This window comes from Acetobacter malorum, from assembly GCF_002153605.1.
GTDB classification, from domain to species: domain Bacteria; phylum Pseudomonadota; class Alphaproteobacteria; order Acetobacterales; family Acetobacteraceae; genus Acetobacter; species Acetobacter malorum_A.
In genome coordinates this window covers 81,369-102,862 of record NZ_JOPG01000013.1, presented here as the reverse complement: position 1 = coordinate 102,862, position 21,494 = coordinate 81,369, and the positions used below count along the sequence as shown (strand labels likewise).

General features: G+C 60.6%; 19 protein-coding genes and 1 pseudogene. 1 reads left to right on the top strand and 19 read right to left on the bottom strand.

Translation table 11 applies throughout. From position 1 onward, the window contains the following. Positions 1–403 precede the first annotated feature (403 nt). From HK23_RS06880 to HK23_RS06825, 12 genes are all read right to left on the bottom strand, one after another. Entirely contained in the window at positions 404–1,516 is a 1,113-nt protein-coding gene (locus HK23_RS06880) for a nucleoside hydrolase (RefSeq protein ID WP_082881589.1), read from the bottom strand. Positions 1,517–1,942: 426 nt separating this feature from the next. Further along, complete coding sequence (hemW, locus tag HK23_RS06875) at positions 1,943–3,103, bottom strand: radical SAM family heme chaperone HemW (RefSeq protein ID WP_086653394.1); 1,161 nt, start codon at positions 3,101–3,103, stop codon at positions 1,943–1,945. Between the two features lie 8 nt (positions 3,104–3,111). After that, positions 3,112–5,109, bottom strand: coding sequence for a potassium transporter Kup (locus tag HK23_RS06870; protein WP_063906990.1), 1,998 nt, complete (start codon positions 5,107–5,109; stop codon positions 3,112–3,114). 96 nt (positions 5,110–5,205) lie between these two features. Then, positions 5,206–5,889, bottom strand: a complete 684-nt coding sequence (locus HK23_RS06865) for a YggS family pyridoxal phosphate-dependent enzyme (RefSeq protein WP_086653393.1) — start codon at positions 5,887–5,889, stop codon at positions 5,206–5,208. Positions 5,890–6,005: 116 nt separating this feature from the next. Beyond that, positions 6,006–7,040, bottom strand: a complete 1,035-nt coding sequence (locus HK23_RS06860) for an NAD(P)H-quinone oxidoreductase (protein WP_256940100.1) — start codon at positions 7,038–7,040, stop codon at positions 6,006–6,008. Between the two features lie 134 nt (positions 7,041–7,174). Further along, positions 7,175–8,131, bottom strand: coding sequence for an alpha/beta hydrolase (locus tag HK23_RS06855; RefSeq protein ID WP_086653392.1), 957 nt, complete (start codon positions 8,129–8,131; stop codon positions 7,175–7,177). A 171-nt stretch (positions 8,132–8,302) separates the two neighbouring features. Beyond that, positions 8,303–8,728: an alternative ribosome rescue aminoacyl-tRNA hydrolase ArfB gene (gene arfB / locus HK23_RS06850; RefSeq protein WP_373270313.1), complete on the bottom strand. Its 426-nt coding sequence runs from the start codon at positions 8,726–8,728 to the stop codon at positions 8,303–8,305. Between the two features lie 20 nt (positions 8,729–8,748). Beyond that, entirely contained in the window at positions 8,749–10,398 is a 1,650-nt protein-coding gene (locus HK23_RS06845; protein ID WP_086653391.1) for an ABC-F family ATP-binding cassette domain-containing protein, read from the bottom strand. Positions 10,399–10,447: 49 nt separating this feature from the next. Further along, the gene (dld, locus tag HK23_RS06840; protein WP_063906995.1) at positions 10,448–12,169 is read right to left on the bottom strand and encodes a D-lactate dehydrogenase; all 1,722 of its coding nucleotides are present in this window, start codon (positions 12,167–12,169) and stop codon (positions 10,448–10,450) included. A 131-nt stretch (positions 12,170–12,300) separates the two neighbouring features. Next, the gene (locus tag HK23_RS06835) at positions 12,301–12,873 is read right to left on the bottom strand and encodes a Dabb family protein (RefSeq protein WP_086653390.1); all 573 of its coding nucleotides are present in this window, start codon (positions 12,871–12,873) and stop codon (positions 12,301–12,303) included. 58 nt (positions 12,874–12,931) lie between these two features. Beyond that, positions 12,932–14,701: a chloride channel protein gene (locus tag HK23_RS06830; RefSeq protein WP_086653389.1), complete on the bottom strand. Its 1,770-nt coding sequence runs from the start codon at positions 14,699–14,701 to the stop codon at positions 12,932–12,934. Positions 14,702–14,862: 161 nt separating this feature from the next. Continuing rightward, positions 14,863–15,999 (bottom strand): ABC transporter substrate-binding protein, encoded by a 1,137-nt coding sequence (locus HK23_RS06825; RefSeq protein WP_256940099.1) that lies wholly within the window; start codon positions 15,997–15,999, stop codon positions 14,863–14,865. 104 nt (positions 16,000–16,103) lie between these two features. Between HK23_RS06825 and HK23_RS06820 the strand changes: the two genes are divergently transcribed. Then, positions 16,104–16,304: a hypothetical protein gene (locus HK23_RS06820; protein WP_179193831.1), complete on the top strand. Its 201-nt coding sequence runs from the start codon at positions 16,104–16,106 to the stop codon at positions 16,302–16,304. Here the strand turns inward: HK23_RS06820 and HK23_RS06815 are convergent. From HK23_RS06815 to gnd, 7 genes and pseudogenes are all read right to left on the bottom strand, one after another. Further along, positions 16,301–16,531, bottom strand: coding sequence for a hypothetical protein (locus tag HK23_RS06815; RefSeq protein ID WP_062142184.1), 231 nt, complete (start codon positions 16,529–16,531; stop codon positions 16,301–16,303). The two genes, HK23_RS06820 and HK23_RS06815, sit on opposite strands and share 4 nt — an antisense overlap. Before the next feature lie 23 nt (positions 16,532–16,554). Then, positions 16,555–17,037 (bottom strand): gluconokinase, encoded by a 483-nt coding sequence (locus tag HK23_RS06810; protein ID WP_086653410.1) that lies wholly within the window; start codon positions 17,035–17,037, stop codon positions 16,555–16,557. A gap of 153 nt (positions 17,038–17,190) precedes the next feature. Next, a pseudogene (gene rpiA, locus HK23_RS06805) lies at positions 17,191–17,892 on the bottom strand (ribose-5-phosphate isomerase RpiA); the annotation flags it as partial. 56 nt (positions 17,893–17,948) lie between these two features. Beyond that, positions 17,949–18,692, bottom strand: a complete 744-nt coding sequence (pgl, locus tag HK23_RS06800) for a 6-phosphogluconolactonase (protein ID WP_086653387.1) — start codon at positions 18,690–18,692, stop codon at positions 17,949–17,951. Between the two features lie 4 nt (positions 18,693–18,696). Then, positions 18,697–19,515 carry a Cof-type HAD-IIB family hydrolase gene (locus tag HK23_RS06795; protein ID WP_086653386.1) on the bottom strand — a complete coding sequence of 273 codons (819 nt, stop codon included), beginning with the start codon at positions 19,513–19,515 and terminating at the stop codon, positions 18,697–18,699. A 3-nt stretch (positions 19,516–19,518) separates the two neighbouring features. Continuing rightward, positions 19,519–20,433: a Cof-type HAD-IIB family hydrolase gene (locus tag HK23_RS06790; protein WP_086653385.1), complete on the bottom strand. Its 915-nt coding sequence runs from the start codon at positions 20,431–20,433 to the stop codon at positions 19,519–19,521. Between the two features lie 45 nt (positions 20,434–20,478). Continuing rightward, positions 20,479–21,477: a phosphogluconate dehydrogenase (NAD(+)-dependent, decarboxylating) gene (gnd, locus tag HK23_RS06785; RefSeq protein WP_086653384.1), complete on the bottom strand. Its 999-nt coding sequence runs from the start codon at positions 21,475–21,477 to the stop codon at positions 20,479–20,481. Between the last annotated feature and the right edge of the window lie 17 nt (positions 21,478–21,494).

Here is a 21,494-nt window from a genome sequence, read left to right as displayed (position 1 = left end):
ATTAATTTATTGACAGGGTAAGATTTCAGGGAGTTAATAATTATCTCCTGAACATGATTGGTTTAGGTATAGCAGGAAGGATGTTTCAATGAAGAAATTTAGAACTTTTGTGTTCGCTTCCATGTCTCTTACCGGTCTACTGGTTTCCTATGCCGGGGTTTCTCCGAAAGCGCAGGCGACGGTCTCCCTTACCTCAAGCAGTGATGTTGGATCATACCTGCGAAGTGCTGAGGAGACTCATCATCATCTTATTGTGACGTACCCCAACGGTCAGAAATGTGCTGTGATTGCAGGAATACCCGTTGAATGCTGGGGCGGAAAATTTGAGCCGTAAGCAGTCTGAAATTTATAAAAGTCTTAATGAGTGCTCTTCAGATCGCGTGAATCTGAAGAGCATTTTTTTTCAAAGACCCTGCGCCTGCTTCACGAAGTTTTCCTGAAACTTCTCAGCATCAATTTTCTGCACCAGTGTTACTTCCCGCACGCCCATTTTGACGGGAGCGAGATTTTTGGGCCAGACATGGGCATGGCCGTAGCTGTAGCCTTTGGCGATTTCCACATCCATGTAGGCTTTGACAGACTGTTTCACGAGCGACGGATCAGCCGCAATGGCGGCGGCCATTTCATCCCACAGCGGCAGCGGGGAGAAATTGCGGCTCATGTAGCTGGTCACCGGAGTGTTCTTGCTGGCAATGCGGGCCATGTAAGGCTTTGTCATCATGATATCGTTGGACACATTCCCCACTACCGTGATGGACGGCCATGCGGCGGTTAGCGTGATGTGGGCGGCTTCCGGGTCAAAAATCATGTTGAAATCAGACGCAAAGTTCGCGCTGCCGGTGATGGACATCATGCTGGTGTCAATCAGCCCACCCATGAACACCAGCTGTTTGGCAGTGGCGGCAAAGGTTGGGTCCAGACGGATGGCCAGCGCCAGATTGGTCATCGGGCCCGCTTCATAAATTGTCACCTGATGCGGGTGCGCATGCACCATGCGGATCAGGAACATGGCCGCCGGTTCTGCAATGGCGGGAGTTTTGGGGGCGCCTTCTGTAAATTTGGGTAGCGGCGGCTGGGTGGAGGGCACATTAGCCATGGAGCCGGGGCCACCCCATGCGCCTTTCCACGGAATGGCGCCATATTGCTGCTCACGCAGGCGCATGAGTTCCACGCTGTTGATCAGCGGATACACAGCGCCATCGGCCACCGGAATATCCTCACGGTGAGCAATTTCCAGAAAGCGGCGCAGGTGGGCGGATTCCGCATTCTCCCAGTCATCCCCCGCGCAAACGGTAAAGCCGAGAACCTTGATATGCGGGTTGGCCAGCAGCGGGATGGTGGACTGAATGTCTGAACCACCCGGACCGAGAAAGTCGTTGTCTTCAATCACCAGTTCCGGGGCGTCGGATTTTTCATCCGCACGGGCATGGGGGGCGGCGCACAGCACGGCCAGCGTTGCGGCAAGAGCGGAAGTCAGCCGCAGAAAAGGGCGATGAGTCAGGGAACGCTGGCGCATGAAAAGCCTCGGTTGGTTAAGAACGGCACCCGATCAGATACCATGCCGCAAGCGTATCGTTAAATGGAATGGGAAGGGAATATGGGTGGGCAAAAATTTAATTCGCAGGGGATAAAGGTCGGGTATTTTAAACCATTGCCACGTAGTCCTTGGATGGCATAGCAGATGCCGGGGTTCGTGTGGTATTTGAAAGTGCGGAAAGTATTAAATCATTATAGTGATTGGGTGGGATTATAGAGAATGGGAAATTCCAGATATAAATGGTCTTTGGCTTTTCTTATTTTTTGTTTGGTTTCTGTGATTTTTATCATCATCTGTGAAACCTATAGATGTATTTATGATTTTTCTTTCTGGGGAGTTCTGGTGATCATCTTATCTCAGATCATCTCTGTTCATGAGTTGCTGTGTAAAAAATAGCAGAACTGCTTACAGCACCAGCGCGCCCAGCAGGGCTTCCAGCCGCAGGCGGCCTTCCGGGGTGGCGCGGAGGGTTTCGGTGGTTTGCTCCAGATAACCTTCCTCAAGAGCGGCTTCCAGAATCACCGGATCCAGCGCGTCGTGCAGGCTCAGGCCGGTGCGGGCGGTAAAGCGGGGGGCGTTGATGCCTTCCGTCACGCGCAGGCCCATCAGCAGCATTTCCCGCGCGCGGTCTGTCGGGTCCAGCGCATCCTGCGAGGTCTGGCCGGTGCCGGTGCGTTCCACCAGATCCGCCCAGGGTTCCGGCGCACGATGGCGGCGGGTGGCAAACAGGGCGTCGCCTTGCGTGATGCGTCCATGCGCGCCGGGGCCGAGGCCCAGATAATCGCCATAGCGCCAGTAGGTCAGGTTATGGCGGCTTTCACTGCCGGGGCGGGCATAATTGGAGACTTCATAGCCTGCCAGCCCGTGCCGCGCGGTGACCTCGCTGGTTTCCTGATACAGGCGGGCTGCGGTGTCTTCATCCGGCAGGGTGAACGCGCCGGTGCGATACAGGGCTTCAAACTTGGTGCCGGGCTCAATGGTCAGCTGGTAGAGCGAGACATGGTCTGCCACCAGACTGAGCGCCGTATCCAGTTCCGCCTGCCAGTCGGCCAGTGTCTGGCCGGGGCGGGCGTAAATCAGGTCAAACGTAATGCGGGGGAACAGACCCCGGGCAATTTCCAGCGCCGCGAGGGCCTGTTTGGCTGAATGTTCCCGGCCCAGAAATTTGAGCGAGGCATCATCCAGCGCCTGAATCCCCAGAGAAACGCGGTTTACCCCTGCCTGCCGGAAGGCGCTCAGGCGGCCGGATTCTACGCTGGTGGGGTTGGCTTCCAGCGTGATTTCAAGGTTGGGGAGAGGCTCGAAAAGTGTCGTGGCGTCGGCAATCAGCGCGGCCACACTCTCGGGTGCCATCAGAGAGGGCGTGCCCCCGCCAAAAAAAATGGAGCCGAGTTTGCGACGGCCCAGCCGTGCGGCCTCATGCGCCAGTTCCGTGCGCAGGGCGGCAGCAAAGCGGGCCTCCGGCATCCGTTCCCGCACGTGTGAGTTGAAGTCACAGTACGGGCATTTGGCCAGACAGAATGGCCAGTGGATATAGAGCGCGAGGGGGTCAGCGCTGGAGGGCACGAGGGCGGTCAGATGGCCACCTTCACGCCCAGCTGCACCACGCGGTCCGGCGGAATACGGAAGAATTCCATGCTGGACGTGGCATTGCGCGCCATGAACAGGAACAGAGACATCCGCCAGTGCGAAATACGGGGCACAGAGGAGCGGGTAATCAGTTCGCGCGAGGTGAAATAGGAAGCTTGCAGGGCATCAAAATCCACGCCGTTGGACTTCAGGTCTTCCAGCGCGCGCGGGATGTTCGGCATTTCCATAAAGCCGTAGCGCAGGATGACGCGGTAGATATTGGGGGCCAGCTCTTCCACCGCCACGCGGTGGCCGCGGTCGGCTTCTGGCTGGTCAAGGTTCTGCACGGTGACAAACAGAACGTGGTCATGCAGGATCTTGTTGTGGCGCAGGTTATGCAGCAGGCAGGGCGGCACAAAGTCCGGCGTGCCCGTCATGAACACGGCCATGCCCGGCACGCGGATAATGCGGGACTGCGGCAGACGCGCGATGAAGGAGCCCATGGGCAGGCTGTCCTGCCGCTGGCGGGCCACAATCAGGCCACGGCCCTTCTTCCATGTGGTCATCATCAGGGTCAGCACACAGCCCAGCAGCACCGGCACCCAGCCCCCATCGGGGATCTTCAGCGCGTTGGCAGCAAAGAAGGTGCTGTCCAGCGCCAGGAAGCCGCCAAACACAAGTGCCACCTGCCAGACCGGCCAGTTGAAGTGTTTGCGGAAGACGACAATGGCCAGAATGGAGGTGCAGATGAAGGTGCCTGTCACGGCAATACCGTAAGCCGAGGCCAGTGCATCGGAGCTACGGAACGCCACAACCAGCAGCACGGCGCCCACGGCCAGAAAGCGGTTGAAGTCCGGCAGATAGATCTGGCCTTCCTCTTCCGCATTGGTGTGGGTAATGCGCAGGCGCGGCATGTAGCCAAGCTGGATAAGCTGGCGACAGATGGAGAAGCCGCCGGAAATCCCGGCCTGACTGGCAATAACGGTGGCGAAGGTGGACAGCACCACCATCGGCCCCTGCATCCAGTGCGGGCACATCAGGAAGAACGGGTTCACCAGCGCCTTGGGGTCGGCAATCACCAGTGCAGCCTGCCCGAAGTAGTTCAGCACCAGCATGGGCAGCACAAAGAACAGCCACGCGTAGCGGATGGGCGCGCGGCCAAAATGGCCCATATCGGCATAGAGTGCCTCGGCCCCGGTGACGCACAGCACCACGGAACCAAGGGCCAGAAACGAGAGCCTGCCGTGATAAAACACAAATTCCAGCGCATAGGTGGGGGAAAGTGCCATCAGAATACCGGGGTGATGCAGGATCTGCACAACGCCCAGCGCCCCCAGCGTGCCGAACCACAGCAGCATGACCGGCCCGAAAATGGTGCCGACTTTGCCGGTGCCGATCCACTGCACGCTGAACAGACTGATAATGACCAGAATGGCGATGGGAATCACAAAGTCATGCGCGGCGGGCACACTGACTTCCACGCCCTCAATGGCGGAAAGCACGGAAATGGCCGGGGTAATAATGCCATCCCCAAAGAACAGACAGGCCCCGACAATTCCCACCAATCCGAGCGCCCACCGGGTTTTTGGACTGGTGGCCATACGCTGGGCGAGGGACATGATGGCGAGAATGCCGCCCTCGCCATTATGGTCGGCCCGCATAATCAGAATGACGTATTTCACCGTCACAATGAGGATAAGGGTCCAGAAAATAAGACTGGCGACCCCCATAATTTCCCACGGCGCGACGCTATGGTGCCCGGAAATGACTTCCACTGTGGAGCGGAAGGCATAAAGCGGGCTGGTCCCGATATCCCCATACACCACGCCCAGCACACCCAGCAGCGCGGCAAAGCCAACGGGGGCTGCAGCATGTTGCGGGTGGTCGGCGTCAAATTCCGTAATCTGCGGCTTTTCAGCGTGAGCCGGAGCGGGCTGTGCCGCAGCGTGCGGTGGCGTGCCAGACTGCGGGTCTGTTCCGGGGGTATTAGCAGGGTCTGTCATGTCAGTTCTGGCTCCACGTCGCTCGTGGGAAAATGAGTCCCGGCGTTTGCATAGGGGGTCAGGCCGGGGAATTGCAAGTTATCTGGTCTCCGCCCGTCAGGCGGTGGGTGGGCGCGGGCCAAAAATGGCTGTGCCCACGCGCACCAGTGTCGCGCCCTCGGCAATGGCAATCGGGTAATCGGCGGACATGCCCATGGAGAGCACCGGCAGGCCGTGCGTCTGCGCCATGCTGCGCAGCAGGCGGAAATGCGGGGTGGGGTCCTGCTCTGCGGGCGGGATGCACATCAGCCCGCGCAAACTGTCACCAAACCGTTGGCGGCAGATGCGGATAAAGCTGTCAGCCTCTTCCTTCGGCACACCAAATTTCTGAGGTTCGTCGCCCGTGTTGACCTCAATCAGCAGCTCCGGCATTCGGCCAACACTGTCTGCTGCGCGCGCAATGGCGTCGGCCAGCGCAGGCCGATCGAGGCTCTCAATCATATCTGCAATGCGTACGGCGTCTTTGGCCTTGTTGGTTTGCAGGCCGCCGATCAGATGCAGGCGCAGCGCCGGGTTCTGCTCCCGCAAGGGCGGGAACTTGGCGGCGGCTTCCTGCACGCGGTTTTCACCAAACACCGTCTGGCCTGCGGCAATGGCCTCCTGCACGCTGCTGGCAGGGTGGAACTTGGAAACCGCTACCAGAGAGACAGAGGCAGGGTCTCGCCCGGCATCCAGCGCTGCTGCGGTGATGCGGGCGCGGACATCAGCAAGCCTGTCCGCAAGAGAGGAAGTTGGGGCCATAAAAAACGAAGCTTCTCAAAGAGAGGGATCAGATCTCTTCTTGTAGCGAAAAAAGCCCCATGAGGGGAATGGCCGTGCGGACATGGTGCTATGTGCAGCCCCGCACGGGCCACGCATCAGGCTTTTGCGTCAGGTACCAGAATAATGCGGCCCAGATGTTTGTTGTCTTCCATCATCTGGTGAGCCTCTGCGGCTTTGGAGAAAGGCAGGACGGTATCAATCCGGGGGCGGATGGTGCCGCTGGCCAGCAGGGGCCATACCTGCGCGTGTAATTCCCGTGCAATGCGCGCTTTGGTTGCGGTGTCTCGTCCGCGGAGTGTGCTGCCGGTGACGATCAGCCGCCGCGTCATGATCCGCGCCAGATCGGCCTGCTCCGCCTTGGCCCCGCCTTGCAGCGCGATAATCACCAGTCGGCCATCCATCGCCAGACTTTTGATGTTGCGGTCAAAATACGCGCCGCCGATCATATCCAGAATGAGGTTGACGCCGTTGCCATCCGTCAGCTCCCGCAGGCGGGCGGCAAAATCTTCCTCATGGTAGTTGATGGCAATGGCGCCGAGCTTTTCACACAGGGCGCATTTTTCCGCACTTCCTGCCGTGACGTAGGGAATGGCTCCAAATGCCCGCACCAGCTGGATGGCCGTCACGCCAATGCCGCTGCTGCCGCCGTGGATCAGCACACGCTGCCCCACAGCCGGGGGCGCGGGCATGAACAGGTTGGACCAGACTGTAAAAAAGGTTTCCGGCAGGGATGCAGCCTGCACGGCATCATACCCTTTGGGCCAGGGCAGGCATTGCCCGGCGGGCACCAGACAATAGTCCGCATAGCCGCCGCCATTGGCCAGGGCACACACAGCGCTGCCAATTTCCGGCATGGGGGTGCCTTCCAGCGGCGCACCGCACGCCACAATCTCCCCGGCAATTTCCAGACCAAGGCGCGGGTTGGCGCCGGGCGGCGGAGGGTAAAGCCCGGCGCGCTGCATCAGGTCTGGCCGGTTTACGCCAGCGGCCTGCACGCGCACCAGCACTTCACCCCGGCCCGGCTGCGGGATGGGGAGCGTTTCACAATGCAGCACATCCGGTCCGCCCGGCTCGGCAAAACAGATGGCCGTCATGGTGCTGGACTGAGTGGGGCGGTGGAAAGCTGTCATCAATGCGCCTCGCGGAGAAAAACCGTGAGGCAGCATGAAGCCCGATTTCTCAATCCGGCAAAAGAGGGGGGCTCTTCACGTCTGGGATAGGCGCTGGCCGGGCACCGGCTTTCAGTCAGCGCCCGGCCAGGGGGTTACAGACCCAGAACCCGCTTCAGGCCCGCGCAGTATGCGTCTGCAAAGCGGCGGGACAGTTCGGCATCCGGCACATACATGTCGAACACATGGTAGGCACCGGGCACCACCATGACTTCGGTCGGCACACCTGCGGCCATCAGGCGTTTGGCGTAATCCAGATCTTCACACAGGAAGAGGTCCATGGACCCGACCCCAATAAAGGTGGGGGGCAGACCGGCCAGATCCTTCGCGCGGGCGGCGGACGCATAAACCGGGGTGTTGGCGCCCCCGGCGTCGTTCCCCAGATAAGCCTGCCAGGCAAATTTATTGGCGGAGCGGGTCCAGACAAACTCGCCAAAATCTGCGGCGGGGTCAGCCGTTGTGGCCGTGCGGTCATCCAGCATGGGGTAGATGAGCAGCTGATAGGCCAGCTTGTATTCTTTCTTGTCCCGCGCCATCAGCGAGAGGGCCGCACTCAGGCCACCACCGGCGCTTTCCCCCGCGACAACAACCTTTTCACGGTCGATGCCGAGTTGATCGGCGTTTTCGTGCACCCATTTCAGCACCGCGTAACAATCTTCAATCGCGCCAGGGTATTTGACTTCCGGCGCCAGACGATAATCGACGGAAAAAACCTTCAACCCCAGTTGGCTGGCCAGTTTCTGGCATTTGGGGTCATCCACTTCCGGGTGGCCGGACACAAGGCCGCCGCCGTGGATATAGATCATGGCTGGTGCTCTGGGTGCGGGTTTGCGGGGGCTGTAGGTCAGAATACGCACGTCCGGCGCGTTGTTCAGGCCGGGCACATACTCTTCCTGTGCTTCCACGTCCGGCAGAGGTTTACCTTCTATAAGGCGCACGGAGGTCAGGAATGTTTCCCGCACTTCCGGCAGGGACATGCCCGAAAGGCCGTCAAAAGACGGCATTTTTTCAAGAACAGGAAGAAATTCGGGATTTACGACAGATTTCGGCATGGTGCGTCATCTCCTTTTAACAAGCGACATCACAGATCGTCTTGCTGAAAGAAGTTATAGCGTGCGGTGTGTGTGTTTTATTTGATGGAAGTCAAAATAAACAAACGCATTTTCAATATGAACTATAGCCTTAGAAATTTTTATTATGTCACCAATAAAGGATTTCTATGCCTAATCATCAAATCGCTTACTGCGGCCCTGCTTGATGCTGGAGCGGCGGGATTTGCCGTCCAGCCGCCGCTGGCGTGCGCCTTTGCTGGGGCGGGTGGGCACACGGTAGGCCTGCTTATGTGCGGCCTGCCGGATCAGTTCAGCCAGACGTTGGGTCGCGTCCTCCCGGTTCTGCTGCTGGGTGCGGTAATTGCGCGCGGTGATGACAATCACCCCGTCCCGCGTGGCGCGGCTCCCGGCCAGTGTGAGCAGGCGGGTGCGCACCCGTTCGGGCAGGGAGGGCGAATTGGCAGCATCAAACCGCAACTGCGCAGCGGTCGCCACCTTGTTCACATTCTGGCCGCCGGGGCCGGAGGCCAGAATGTAGGTAAAGGAGAGTTCCGAGTCATCCAGAGCAAGGCTGGGGGTGATGGCAATCTGCGCCAAGGGTCCGTCCTACGTTCTGTTCAGGACTTTTTCTTCTTCTCTTTTTTGTCTTTCTTGTTCCGCTTTTCCTTCGCAGCGCGCTGCGAGGGGGCTGCTGTGCCGCCACGGGCGCGTTCAATCACAAAGCGGGCGTAGTCATCCATATCGCCATCAAACGGCACAATGGTGTTGTCCGCTGCCAGCCACAGGCGGTCGGCGACCAGCTCCATCAGTGAGCGGTCATGGGTAATCAGCAGCACAGCCCCTTCATACGCGTTCAGCGCATCCAGCAGGGCGCGGCGGCTGTCGATATCCAGATGGTTGGTCGGTTCATCCAGAATGAGCAGATGCGGGGCGGACATGGCGACCATGTTCAGCAGCAGGCGGGCGCGTTCCCCACCGGAGAGCGCCTCCACCTTGGTGCCCTGCTTTTCAAAATGAATGCCAAACTGCGCCAGCCGGGAACGATGAGACTGGTCACTGTCCGTCGGGCGGGCTTCGCGCATGATATCCAGCGGGGTCTGCTGCGGGTCCAGCGCTTCAATCTGATGCTGATGGAACCAGCCCACTTCCAGCCGGGCCGAGCGGGACACACGCCCGGACCGTGCCTGCAATGCGCCGGCTACCAGCTTGGCAAAGGTGGATTTACCGGCCCCGTTGACGCCCAGCAGGCCGATGCGGTCATCCACATCCAGCCGCAGATCAAGGTCTTTCAGAATGGCCGGGTCATCCCCGTAGCCGACATCCACATTTTCCAGCCGCAGCAAGGGCGGGGCCAGCGGGCGCGGCGGGGAGGGCAGGATGAAGGGGGAAACCTGTGCCTCAATGGTGGTTTCAATCGGCGTCAGCTTGGCCAGACGTTTCACGCGGCTCTGGGCCTGAGCGGCTTTGGCGGCGGAGGCTTTGAAGCGGTCCACAAAGGATTGCAGATGCGCGCGCTCGGCTTCCTGCTTGGCGCGGGTGGCGCTTTGCAGGCGGATTTTTTCAGCCCGCTGATGCTCAAAGGAATCATAGCCGCCGGTATAGAGTTCCAGCTTGCCTTCCGTCACATGCAGCGTGAAGTCCACTGAGTTGTTCAGCAGCTCACGGTCATGGCTGATAATCAGGGCGCAGTGCGGGTAGCGTTCCAGCCGGGCTTCCAGCCACAAAGCGCCTTCAAGGTCCAGATAGTTGGTCGGCTCATCCAGCAGCAGCAGGTCAGGCTCGGAGAACAGGGCGGCGGCCAGCGCCACACGCATCCGCCAGCCACCGGAGAATTCCGCCATCGGGCGGTCCAGATCTTCGGTGGAAAAGCCAAGGCCGTTCAGAATTTCCGCAGCGCGGGAGGGCGCGCTGTCGGCATCAATTTCAATCAGCCGCATCCAGATATCGCCCATGCGCTCCGGCTCGGCGGTTTCCAGCTCGGCCATTAGCGTGGCGCGTTCCAGATCTGCTGCCAGAATGGTTTCCAGCAACGTGACATCCGTGGCCGGATGTTCCTGATCCACCGCCGCAATACGGGCAGCTTTGGGGATGGAAATTTCACCGGAGTCCGGCTGCAACTCGCCTTTAATCAGCTTGAACAGCGTGGATTTACCAACCCCGTTCCGCCCCACAAGAGAGACCTTGGAGGGGTTGGGCAGGCTGACGCTGGCACGATTAAAAAACTGGCGTCCCCATGCGTTGAACACGAGGCTGTCGATCTGGAGCATAAAGCGAGAGGTCCGGTAACAGGGAAGGGCCGGACCTCTCTATCGCGTTTTAGACGCTTTCCGCCACCCAGTTCTTCTTTTTAGTGGCCAGACCAATGCCAGGGTTCATGCAGTTGCAGGGGTCCAGTTCCCGGTAATGCGCCAGCATGACATCCGGGGCCTGATAGAGATGGCCTACGTTATGTTCCGCCGGGTAGCGCGCGCCGCGCTGGTCCAGCCCGGGGAGCATGCTGTGCTCCACCGCCATGGCGTTGTAGCCTTTTTTGATGACGTAATCCTGATGCATCACATGGCACAGGAAGTGGCCGTAATAGAGTTTGACGATAATCTTGTCTTCAATCTCTTTGGGCAGTTTTTCAAACCATTCCCGGTCATTCCGGCGCAGGGCGACGTCCAGCGCCACAATGTCTTCGGCCTCACGGTGATGCACAGCACGGTAACGCACAGCAGCCCCCGCAGCGGCAAAGCGGTGCAGGAAGGCGCGGGTGCCTTCATCGGGCGTGCATTCAAAAAACTCCCCCGTTGCCTTGCTGAAGAACTGCTCCAGATAGGCCTTCATCGGGCCTGCCAGCGTGGCGGAGGTTTTCAGCATCAGGTGGTGTTCAAACTTGTCCCGATACTCCAGCATCCGGTTGGGCAGCTGGTTGGGGATGAACACGCTGAGCGCCTGCATGATGCGGTCGCTCAGGTTTTCAGGCAGGAAGCCGAACTGCTTGGCAAAAATGTCAAACCGGGACTTCATCGCAAACATTTTCGGCAGGAATTTCGTGCCGAACTTGCGGATGACGGCAAACGTGTCCTTGCCGTATTTCTCGGCAATATTGAACGCATCGCGGTGGATGTATTCACCTGCAATCGGCAGTTCTTCAAACCCTGTCAGCATATGGCGGCGGAGGTCTTCCAGCTCGTCCGTGCTGTTGGAGCCAATGTAGAACACGGCGGGGTCTTTTGCGGCGGGGAAGGTGTCCAGACGCACGGCAAACACCACCAGCTTGCCAGCGCAGCCTGCGGCCTCATGCCAGCGGGCCGGGTCGGCATTAAAGCGGGCAGGGGTGTCCGCATCCACATCACGCACATGGGTGATGTAATTGTTGTCATGCCCGCGGCCGGCATCCCAGTCGATATCCGCATCGGAGAACGTGCCGGCCTGAAGCTTGTTCAGAATGGCTTCCGGGTCATTCCCCAGCTGGATGCCCAGATGGTTGACGAGCTGGAGCTTACCGTCTTCCCCTACCTGACCAAACACGGCCATTTCCGTATAGGCCGGGCCACGCTGCACCAGCGCACCGCCGGAGTTGTTGCTGATGCCACCCAGAACAGACGCGCCAATGCAGGACGAGCCGATAACGGAATGCGGCTCGCGCCCAATGGCACCCAGCATATTTTCCAGCTCATACAGCGTAGAACCGGGCAGACAGACAACCTGCTTGCCGCCGCCAATCAGATGCGCGCCGGTCAGCCGAAGGGTGCTGATCAGCACGATCTCACGGTCATAATCATTACCATCCGGCGTGGAGCCGCCCGTCAGGCCGGTATTGGCGGCCTGCATGATGATAATCTTGCCCGCATCCACACAGGCCTGCGCCACCCGCCAGAGTTCCACCAGCGTGCCGGGCTGCACCACGGCCAGCACCTTGCCCGCGCCAAAGCGGAAGCCATGGCGGAAGCGGTAGGTTTCGGCCTCGCTGGTCAGCACGTGGCTGTGTCCGGCAATGTCCTTCAGGCGGCCCAGAAGAGACTGGTTCGCCGGGGTCTGGGCAGGGGCGGTCATAAGGGAATGGCTCCGTCTGGATCAGGCTTAAAAAGGAAGGGCTGTTATAACACTGTTCTGCGTCCGTGCCAGATCACAGATATGCGTTTGCGTTGGTGCGGCCTCCCGTTCCATGCGGGAAGGCCACTGCGTTAAAGGGCCGCCGGAGGCGTGGGGGTGAAGTCAAACACCACGACCTTCGCCAGATAAGGCCCGGCAAAGGTTTTGAAGGCATCATGCGCCGGGTCAAAGCAGCCTGTCTGGGTGACAATCGGGCGGCCAACGTAAAAATTCCTGTCCCCTTCGGACTGGAAGGTGACCAGATAGCCCTGCTCCAGCCCGAGGTCGGAATTTTCCCCGCTGTTCTGCGCCCCTGTCTCAATGGACGTCACGACCGTCTTACCATCTGGCCTGCGGGAGAGAGTGGTGAGAGCCACAAAGCGCCGGGTGACCTCCGCGCGCTGTGCCGCTGTGGTGCCGGGGCGGAAGGTGAACATCACTATATGGCGCACCACACCGAGCTTGTAGTCCGGAGCGGTAAAGCGGGCCGCCCCCACGGATTTCAGTTCGGCTCGCACGGCAAGGGCTGCGGCATCCAGCGTGGGGGGAGTGGCCGAGGCGGCTTTAGGAGCCGGGGCGCTCAGGGCGGGGCCAGCTACCCCAAGAGCCAGAGCCGCCGGGGCGCAGGCCAGCAGGCATGTTTTGAGAAAAGCGGTGCGAGACATAAAGGGTTCTCCTGACTGAAATCATCAACGCATCGAATGGTATAAAGTGCATGCCCGGTTAAACCCGGTATTTTTCCCCCGCCAGTTCCCGCCGGGTGCGTTCCAGTTCTTCCGCATAGCGGCGCAGCACGTAGCGTTCACTCAGCAGGCCCAGAATGTGGTTGGTGTCATCCACCACAGCCAGCGCCGGACGCGCCAGCCGCTCAAAGGTATCAATGGCGGTGGAGAGGGAGAGCGCCGGGGTCAGTGCCAGATCATCCGGGGCGACAAGTTCGGTCAGAGGCGTGGTTTCCGGCACGCGGTTGGCGTGGAACAGCACGTTTTCCACCAGCCCCTTATAGTGATTCTGCTCATCACACAGAACGATGTAGCGCGGCGTCTGGTTGGGGAAGGCGAGGCGGGCGGCCTGCACGGTTTCCGTCGCGGGGAAGGTGGCGACTTCCGTGCGCATCATCCGCTCCACCGTCAGCGTGCGCATCCAGCCCACATCCACGCCGGAGCGGATATTTTCCCCACGCAGATGGAAGCGCCATGTGGCGAAGGAATAGCCAAAGGTCCGCCGCACCGTCATGGAGGATACAATGGCCGAGACCACCACAGCGCCCGTCAGCGGCAGGCTGCCGGTGGTTTCCAGCGCCAGAAAGATCATGGTCATGGGGCCGCCAATAACGGCCACAGCCAGCGCGCACATGCCCACAATGGTGCAGACGGAAACCGGCAGCACGGCCAGAGGGGCGAGTGCCCCGGCAAAGACCGCGCCCGTCAGAACCCCCAGATACAGCGAGGCAAAAAACAGTCCGCCGCGAAAACCCGAGCCAATGGAAATGGCGGAGGCCAGCGCCTTAAGCCCCAGCAGACCGAGGGCGAGCATAAAGGGCGGCGAGCTGATCAGGCCTGCCCGCATGGCCATATGGCCGGAAGACAGCACGGAGGGGGAAATAAGCGCCAGCCCGCCCACCAGCAGGCCGCCCAGCGCGGGCCGCAGCCAGACAGGCAGAGGCAGGCGCTGGAAGGTATATTCCGTCAGCGTGACACCGCGCATCAGCATCACCCCCACCAGACCGGCAAAAATGCCCAGCAGAATAATGGGGAAGTAAGCCAGCAGCGGAATACCCTGCGGTGTGGCCACCCAGACGGGCGGCAGTACGGTGCCCGTCAGATGCACAACGCCAATGCCACAGATGGCGGCCAGCGCCACCGGAGCCAGCGCGGTAAAGGTGTAGGAGCCAATAATCAGTTCAAACGCATAAAAGGCCCCGGCCAGAGGCGCATCAAACGCCGCGCCAATGGCTCCGGCTGCCCCGCAGCCCACCAGCAGGCGCACATCCGCCCGGTGCATGCGCAACTGCCGACCAATGCGGGAGCCAAAGGCCGCGCCCAACTGGCTGAACCCGGCTTCCAGCCCCAGTGACGCCCCGCAGCCATTGGAGAGAATGGTCTGTCCGGCCAGAATCAGACTGTCTCGAAAGGACATCCGCCCCCCATGCAGGGCATTGGCTTCAATCGGGTCAGCCGGGCGGAAGCGGGTTTTGCGGGCCAGATACAGGCCGGTCAGTCCCAGCAGCAGCCCGCCGCCCATGGGGACCAGCAGGGCGCGCACAGGGTTGACGGTTGTCAGGCCAGACAGGCGGCCGGAACCGGGGGCCAGCAGATGATGAGCAAGGAAGGTTGCGAGGGTCATCAGGCTGACCACACCACCCGCCAGCACGCCAACAAGGGCGGCCAGCGCGATCAGCCACAGAGTATCTTTGCGGACAAGCGCCCTGAGCGCCGCCAGAAGCCGGGGCGGCGTGTTGTGGGTGCGCATATGGTCCAGCAAGCCGGTCATGGCTGGGCTGAAACAGGCAGAGGAGCGTCTGTCTGGTGTTTCACGCTGTCCCTAATGCCTGTTTTCTCCTGCGGGAGGGAAGGGCTAATTTCATTCCAACAGTAAGAGAACGGCGTCAGTCCCGCAGCGTTCCCCACGTACACTCAGGCGCGGGGCTGTGCTCAGGGCGTGGCGGGGGGCTGGCCTGCCAGAATCCGCGTTACATCATCATCCGTCAGGGTGTAGCGGAAGAATTGTGTGTAGAACGCTTTCAGGTCCCGGCGGAGGTCGATGTCCTTGAAGATTTCCGGCTGAAAGTGCTGGGCGGCCCATTCCAGCTGGAGCAGGACTTCACATCCATAGCGATCCCATGGGAACACGCCCTGCGGGTTGGTCCACGCCTTGCCGTTCTGGAAGGCCGCAAGGGTGCGCAGCGGGGCGTCTGCCGCCAGTGTGCCGGCGTTGGCCCCGATGACAATCATGTCCGGGTTCCAGGCAGCAATCTGCTCAAACGTGACGGGGCGGTGGTTGCCGGAAACCTCGGCTGCCGCATTGCGACCGCCCGCGGCCTGAATCCACGCATCAATCAGCGTATCCGTGCCGTCAATCTGCAAGGGGTTCAGGCGGGCAATATGCAGCACGCGCGGGCGGGCGGATGCGGGCAGCGCGGCCGTGCGGGCATGCAGGATCTGCTGCAACGCTTCCAGCTTCTGGCGGTATACGCTGGCGATCTCATGCGCATAAGGCGTGGCCAGTGCGTCGGCCGTCATGTCCACGGAGGTCAGCATCTGCGGCAGCGTGGTGTAATGTGCGTCCAGCGTGGGCAGGCCGGTTTTGCGCAGTTCTTCCGCCTTGGCGTGGGTGGGCACAAACACCAGCCCGATATGGCGGTTCAGCAGGTCTTCCGGGTTGACGCTTTCCGGGTGGATGCCGGTTTCAGCCGAGCGCAGCATCGGGGCGACCTTGAACAGCCAGGGCAGGTCCGCCGGTTTGTCTGCCGAGACCTTGATGCGCTCCGCGCCACCCAGCATGACGGTAATTTCGTTATGGGCAAACCAGAGGTCGGCAATGTTGTGGGCACTTTTGTCCAGCGCAACGCTGGTGCCACTCATATCCTTAACCGTGCGGGGATAGACCGGGATATTATTCACCGCCGGCATGGTGGCCACAGCCTGTGCGACAACGTGCGCGCTGGGGCCTTCTGCCGGATGCGCGGCCTGTGCCGCGGCCTGACCGGACACAGCCAGAGGGGCGGCCAGCCCCACGCCCAGCAGGCTGAGCATGAGGGATGAGGAGCAGAGCAATCTGCAACGGAGCATGAAAGAGCGCATGAGTATCCCGGACCTGATCGTATTATATACGTTAGAATACAGAAGGCGCGGGTGCAATATGGTGGCTTTCCGCAGAGGAAAAGGAAAAACCGGTGCGACAACACAAGGTAATGCTGGGGGATAAAGTGCTGTATCAGGCCGCGCAATTAAGCCATGCGGAACGTTTTGCAGCGGCCCGTCGGGCGGAGGGCGTGCCCTGCCATGTGGTGCCGGATACTACGCCCAAACCACCGCGCCGGGAGCAGATCAACCCGCTTACCGGCCAGCCCCGTAAACGTGGGCGGGTGCGTTAAGCCAGCACGGTCCGGTTGCGCCGCCATGCGTCTTCCAGCGCGTCAGCCGGGTCCTGATGGGCGTCACTCCACGCGCCCTCGGTCGCTTCCGGGGCATGGACCGTGGCGCGCCATGTGGCGGAGCCTGTCACGCGCTCCATCTTTATGGCCCATGAGGGGGGAATGCGGGTGAGCAACCGTTCCATCTTCTGGCCAGATGTCAGCGGTTTTGCGTAATTATGGCCCACGGCGCGTTCCCCTTTGTCTTCAATCAGGCGGTTTTCAGATAGGACAGAATTTCCGCAATGGTTTCAGCCGGATTGGTGTCAGCGGACATGCTGAGGGCGTGCTCGTCCGTGCTCGGCACTTCCAGCGTCTGCAACTGGCTGGGCAGCAGGGTAGGGGGCATGTAGTGGCCCTTCCGGCGCTTCAGCCGTTCCAGCAGAACGGATTCCGTTGTGTGCAGATAGATAAAGATGGGGTCCAGGCCGTCTTTGCGCAGCGCATCCCGGTAGGAATGTTTCAGGGCGGAACAGGTGAGAATCCCGCCGGTGCCAGCCTGTTCACACTCGGCCAGCCATTCCTGGCAGCGGGCCAGCCAGGGCCAGCGGTCCTCATCATTCAGCGGGATGCTGGCAGCCATTTTGGCAACATTGGCGGCGGGGTGCAGGTCATCCCCTTCCTGAAAAGGCCAGCCCAGCTCGTTGCGCAGGCCTTCCGCAATGGTAGTTTTGCCAGAGCCTGAAACACCCATAATCACCAGCAGGCGCTTTTTGATCCCTTCGGCCACCGGCTGTGTCGGCAGCACGGTTTTGCTGCTGGCGTTTTGGTTCGGCACGGGCGGCACGCGGGTAACGGGGGCTGCCGGGTCCAGCGCCGGGGTGGCAATCAGCCCGTCTGACACGGTGGGGGTAATCACGCGGATCCCTTCCGGCCCGGCAGTAATGGCCTGTGTTGCCATGCTAATAAACAGCCCGTGTTCCACCACACCGACAATGCTGTGGATATCCGTGCCCAGCTTGTGCGGGTCTTCAATCGGGCCGAACACGCAGTCCATAATCAGGTTTTTTTCATCCGTCAGATAAAAAGACCCGTCCCGTTTTTTGCGCGGGGTGACGTGTGCGCCCATGCGGCCCAGCTGGACGGCTACATTCTCCCAGCCGAAGGGAATGACTTCCACCGGCACGGGGCAAAGCATGCCCAGATGGTCAACATACTTGCTGCTGTCGGCCACAATCACAAACTGCTTTGCCGCGGAGGCAACAATCTTTTCCCGCAGCAGCGCACCACCCCGGCCTTTGACGAGGTTGAGTGTGCGCGGCTCAATTTCATCCGCGCCATCAATGGTGATGTCCAGTTCCGGGTGCGCGCCGAAGGTGGTGAGCGGAATCCCTTCTTCCCGCGCCTGTGCTTCCGTGGCGTCGGAGGTGGGAATGGCGCAGATTTTCAGCCCTTCCTCCCGCACACGGCGGCCGAGTTCTGCCACGACAAAAAACGCTGTGGAGCCTGTTCCAAGACCGACAGCCATCCCGTCCTGCACGAGTGCCGCAGCCTTGATGGCGGATTGCTGTTTCAGCTTGGCGGCGGGGTCGAGTGGTGTGCCGGTCATGGAGATGGTCCTTATTTTTGTTTTTTATCGTCGGGTTTGGTCAGGCTGTGCGTGTTTTATACGTCTGCCGGGGCGGCGTCACGGTCCAGCACCCAGGTCAGATCTCCCATAGAGGTAATCGCGCTGGCAGGGCAGGTGGGGTCCTGCGCGCGGACTTTGGCCACGGTCTCCCGCTTGGACGCGCCTTCTACCAGAAAGACAACATGGCGGCTGGCATCAATGGCCGGGTAGGTCATGGTCAGGCGCGTGTAAGGCGCAACGGGCGGCACGCAGGTGGAAACCCACGCAGTCCGCTCCTTCAGCACCGGCTGACCGGGGAAGAGGGAGGCCGTGTGGCCATCGCTGCCCAGCCCGAGCAGATTGACGTCAAACAGCGGTTTGCCGGGCTGGAGAGTATCCGCCCCGTAAAACGTCTTCAGTTCAGCGTCATACTCTTTGGCGGCGTCTTCCGCCGTGCCTGCCGTGGGGATGAGATGCACATTTTCTGCTGGCACTGGCACGCGGGAGAACAGCAGGCGCTGGAGCATGCCGGAATTACTGTCTTCATGGTCGTGCGCCAGAAAGCGGTCATCACCCAGAAAGAACTCCATGCGCGCCCACGGGAAGCGGCTGGCATACGGCTCGGACGCCATCATGCTGTACAGCGGTTGCGGGGTGCTGCCGCCGGACAGGGCAATGCTGAACGGCCCATCCTTTTTGGCCAGCGCCTCCTGCAACAGCCAGTCTGCCAGATGGCGTGTGGCGGCTTCTCTGTCTGCAAAAACGGCAACCTTGCCTGTGCGGGTGTTCTGTCCGGTCATGATATCAGTCCTTTCCGAGCACAAACCGTTCGATGCCTTTGGCAAATCCGTCCTCTTCAGAAGACGCAGTTGTCCATGTGGCGCTGGTTTGCACGCTTTCTGTCGCCTGCCCCATGGCAATGGAGGTGCCACTGGCGCGGAACATCAGCACATCATTGGGCTGATCCCCAACCGTGAGCATGGCGGTGGCGGGTATGTTCAGCAGGCGTTCCAGCGTGTGGACAACGCCACCTTTGTTGGCATCCGGGTGGGTGATGTCAACATAATAGGGTTGAGACAGAGCGGCCGAGGCCGAAGCCCCCAGCTCCTGCGCCAGAGTGGCGGCAACGCTGCGCATCAGCTCCGCATTGTCACTCACGCCGGTAATTTTGATGACGTCATCCAGCACGTCGTCATAAGAGCTGGTCACGCGCGGCGGGAATTTGACTGTCCACTGTTCCCGCGCCACATGCGGGGCAGAGGCATCCGGCACCAGCCAGTCCTGCGAGGTGTAAACCCAGGCGGGCACACCATGCTCTTTCAACAGGGCGAGGGTTTTTTCGGCAACCGCACGGGGGAGCCGCAGGGCGCTGATAAGGTGCATATCCGGCTGCACCATCATGCCGCCGTTAAAGCCCGCCAGCGGTGTTGTCAGGCCCAGCGGTTCAATGAGCATGGCCATGCCACGGGGCGGCCTGCCGGAGGTAATGGCAAACAGGATATCCCGCTCCCGCAAGGCCTGCACGGCCCGGATGGCCCGCGGGGTGAGAATTTTCTCCCGCGTGACCAGTGTGCCATCCACATCAGCCAGCACCAGCCGGATGTCATGGGGCGGGCGGGGCATGGGTCAGGCTCCGGCAGGCGCGCCGGGGGATGCGGCAGGCGCGTTGGCGGGCTGTTCGTTCGGGGAGACCGCACGGGGCAGCACGATGGAGTTAATGGCCTTCGACCAGCCCTCATCCGTGTTGGCGGCTGTCACAAAATGCGCCTGTGCCGCCACACCATCGGAGGCCTGCCCCATGGCGATGGCAAGGCCTGCGACTTTGAACATCGGCACATCATTGTCCATATCGCCAATGCAGGCCACTTCGGAGGGGTCAATCCCATAGAACTCTGCCAGATGCCGCAGGGCATTGCCCTTGTTGGCGTCCAGCGGGGTAATATCAAGAAACCACTGGCTGGAACGGGCCACGCTGGCGCGGCCTTCCAGCAGCATCCCAATCTCGGCTTCCTGCCGGGCTACGGCGTCATAATCGGCAGAAGAGCCGGTGATTTTGCCAATGCCGGTGGTGGAACCTGCAAAGCTGGAGACAATCTGCGGCTCCATGCGCACGGCTTTGCGTTCCGGTTCCACGTAGGCGCCGGTGGGATTGTCCACCAGCCATTCATGCCCACGGAACAGCCAGGCATCCAGATTATGCACTTTCAGCATATCCAGCGCGTCCTGCACCGCTCCCGGGTCCAGCGCCAGCTGGGAGCGCACAGTGCGATCGGCATTGAAGATTGTGCCGCCATTCAGCGCGCCATAGGGCGTGTGCAGGCCGAGCACGTCAAAATACATTTCAATCCCGCCGGGCGGACGGCTGCTGACGAGGCAAAGCGGAATCCCTGCCTGCTTCAGCGCCTGTACCGCAGCCAGCGTGTGGTGCGTGACCTGTTTTTCCGGGGTCAGCAAGGTGCCGTCCATATCGGACACCACCATCTTGATGCGAGACGCCGGGGGCGCAAGAGCGGCGTGAAGGGCGTTATCGGTAACCGTCATGCTGCGTTTGCGCTCCCAGTGTTAAACGTGTGCTAAAATACGCACTTAGTCTTTTGTTTCAACGTGTCCGCCAAATCCATACCGCATGGCAGACAGCACTTTCTCCGAGAAAGTGTTGCCAGAGCGGGAGCGGAAGCGGGTGAAGAGCGCAGCCGTCATTACCGGCACGGGCACGGCTTCTTCAATCGCGGCTTCAATGGTCCAGCGGCCTTCCCCGGAATCATTCACTTCCCCGGAGAATTCGGAGAGGGACTCATTCTTGGTCAGCGCCTGCGCTGTCAGATCCAGCAGCCAGGAGGAGACCACGCTGCCACGCCGCCAGACTTCCGCAATATCCGCCATGTTGAGCGAGAAGCGTTCATCTTCCGGCAGCAGCGGGGAGTCCTTACGGTACATCACGTCAAAGCCTTCGGCAAAGGCCTGCATCATGCCGTATTCAATGCCGTTATGGACCATTTTGACGAAGTGGCCGGAGCCTGCCGGGCCGCAATACAGGTAGCCCTGCTCGGCACGGGGGTCCACGCCCTCGCGGTCACGGCCGGGGGTGCGCGGAATATCGCCAATTCCGGGGGCCAGAGCCGACAGAATGGGGTCGATATGTTCAGCGGCTTCTTTTGCGCCGCCGTACATCATGCAGTAGCCGCGCTCCAGCCCCCAGACGCCGCCGGAGGTGCCGACATCAACGTAATCAATGCCTTTTTCAGCCAGCGTTTGGGCGCGGCGGATATCGTCCTTGTAGTAGGTGTTGCCGCCATCAATCACAATATCGCCGCGCTGCATCAGCCCACCCAGTGACATCACGGTTTCTTCCGTAATCTCACCAGCCGGGAGCATGGACCAGACAATCCGCTTCGGGCCTGCCAGTTTCTCCACCACGTCCGTCAGGCTGCTTGCACCAACGGCACGACCGGCTTCCGCACGGGCCACCACTTTTTCAACAGCTGCGGGGTCACGGTCATAGACCACCACGTCATGTCCATGCCGTGTGAGGCGGACGGCAATATTGCCGCCCATTCTGCCAAGCCCGACGATGCCGATCTGCATACTCAGTTTTTCCTTAT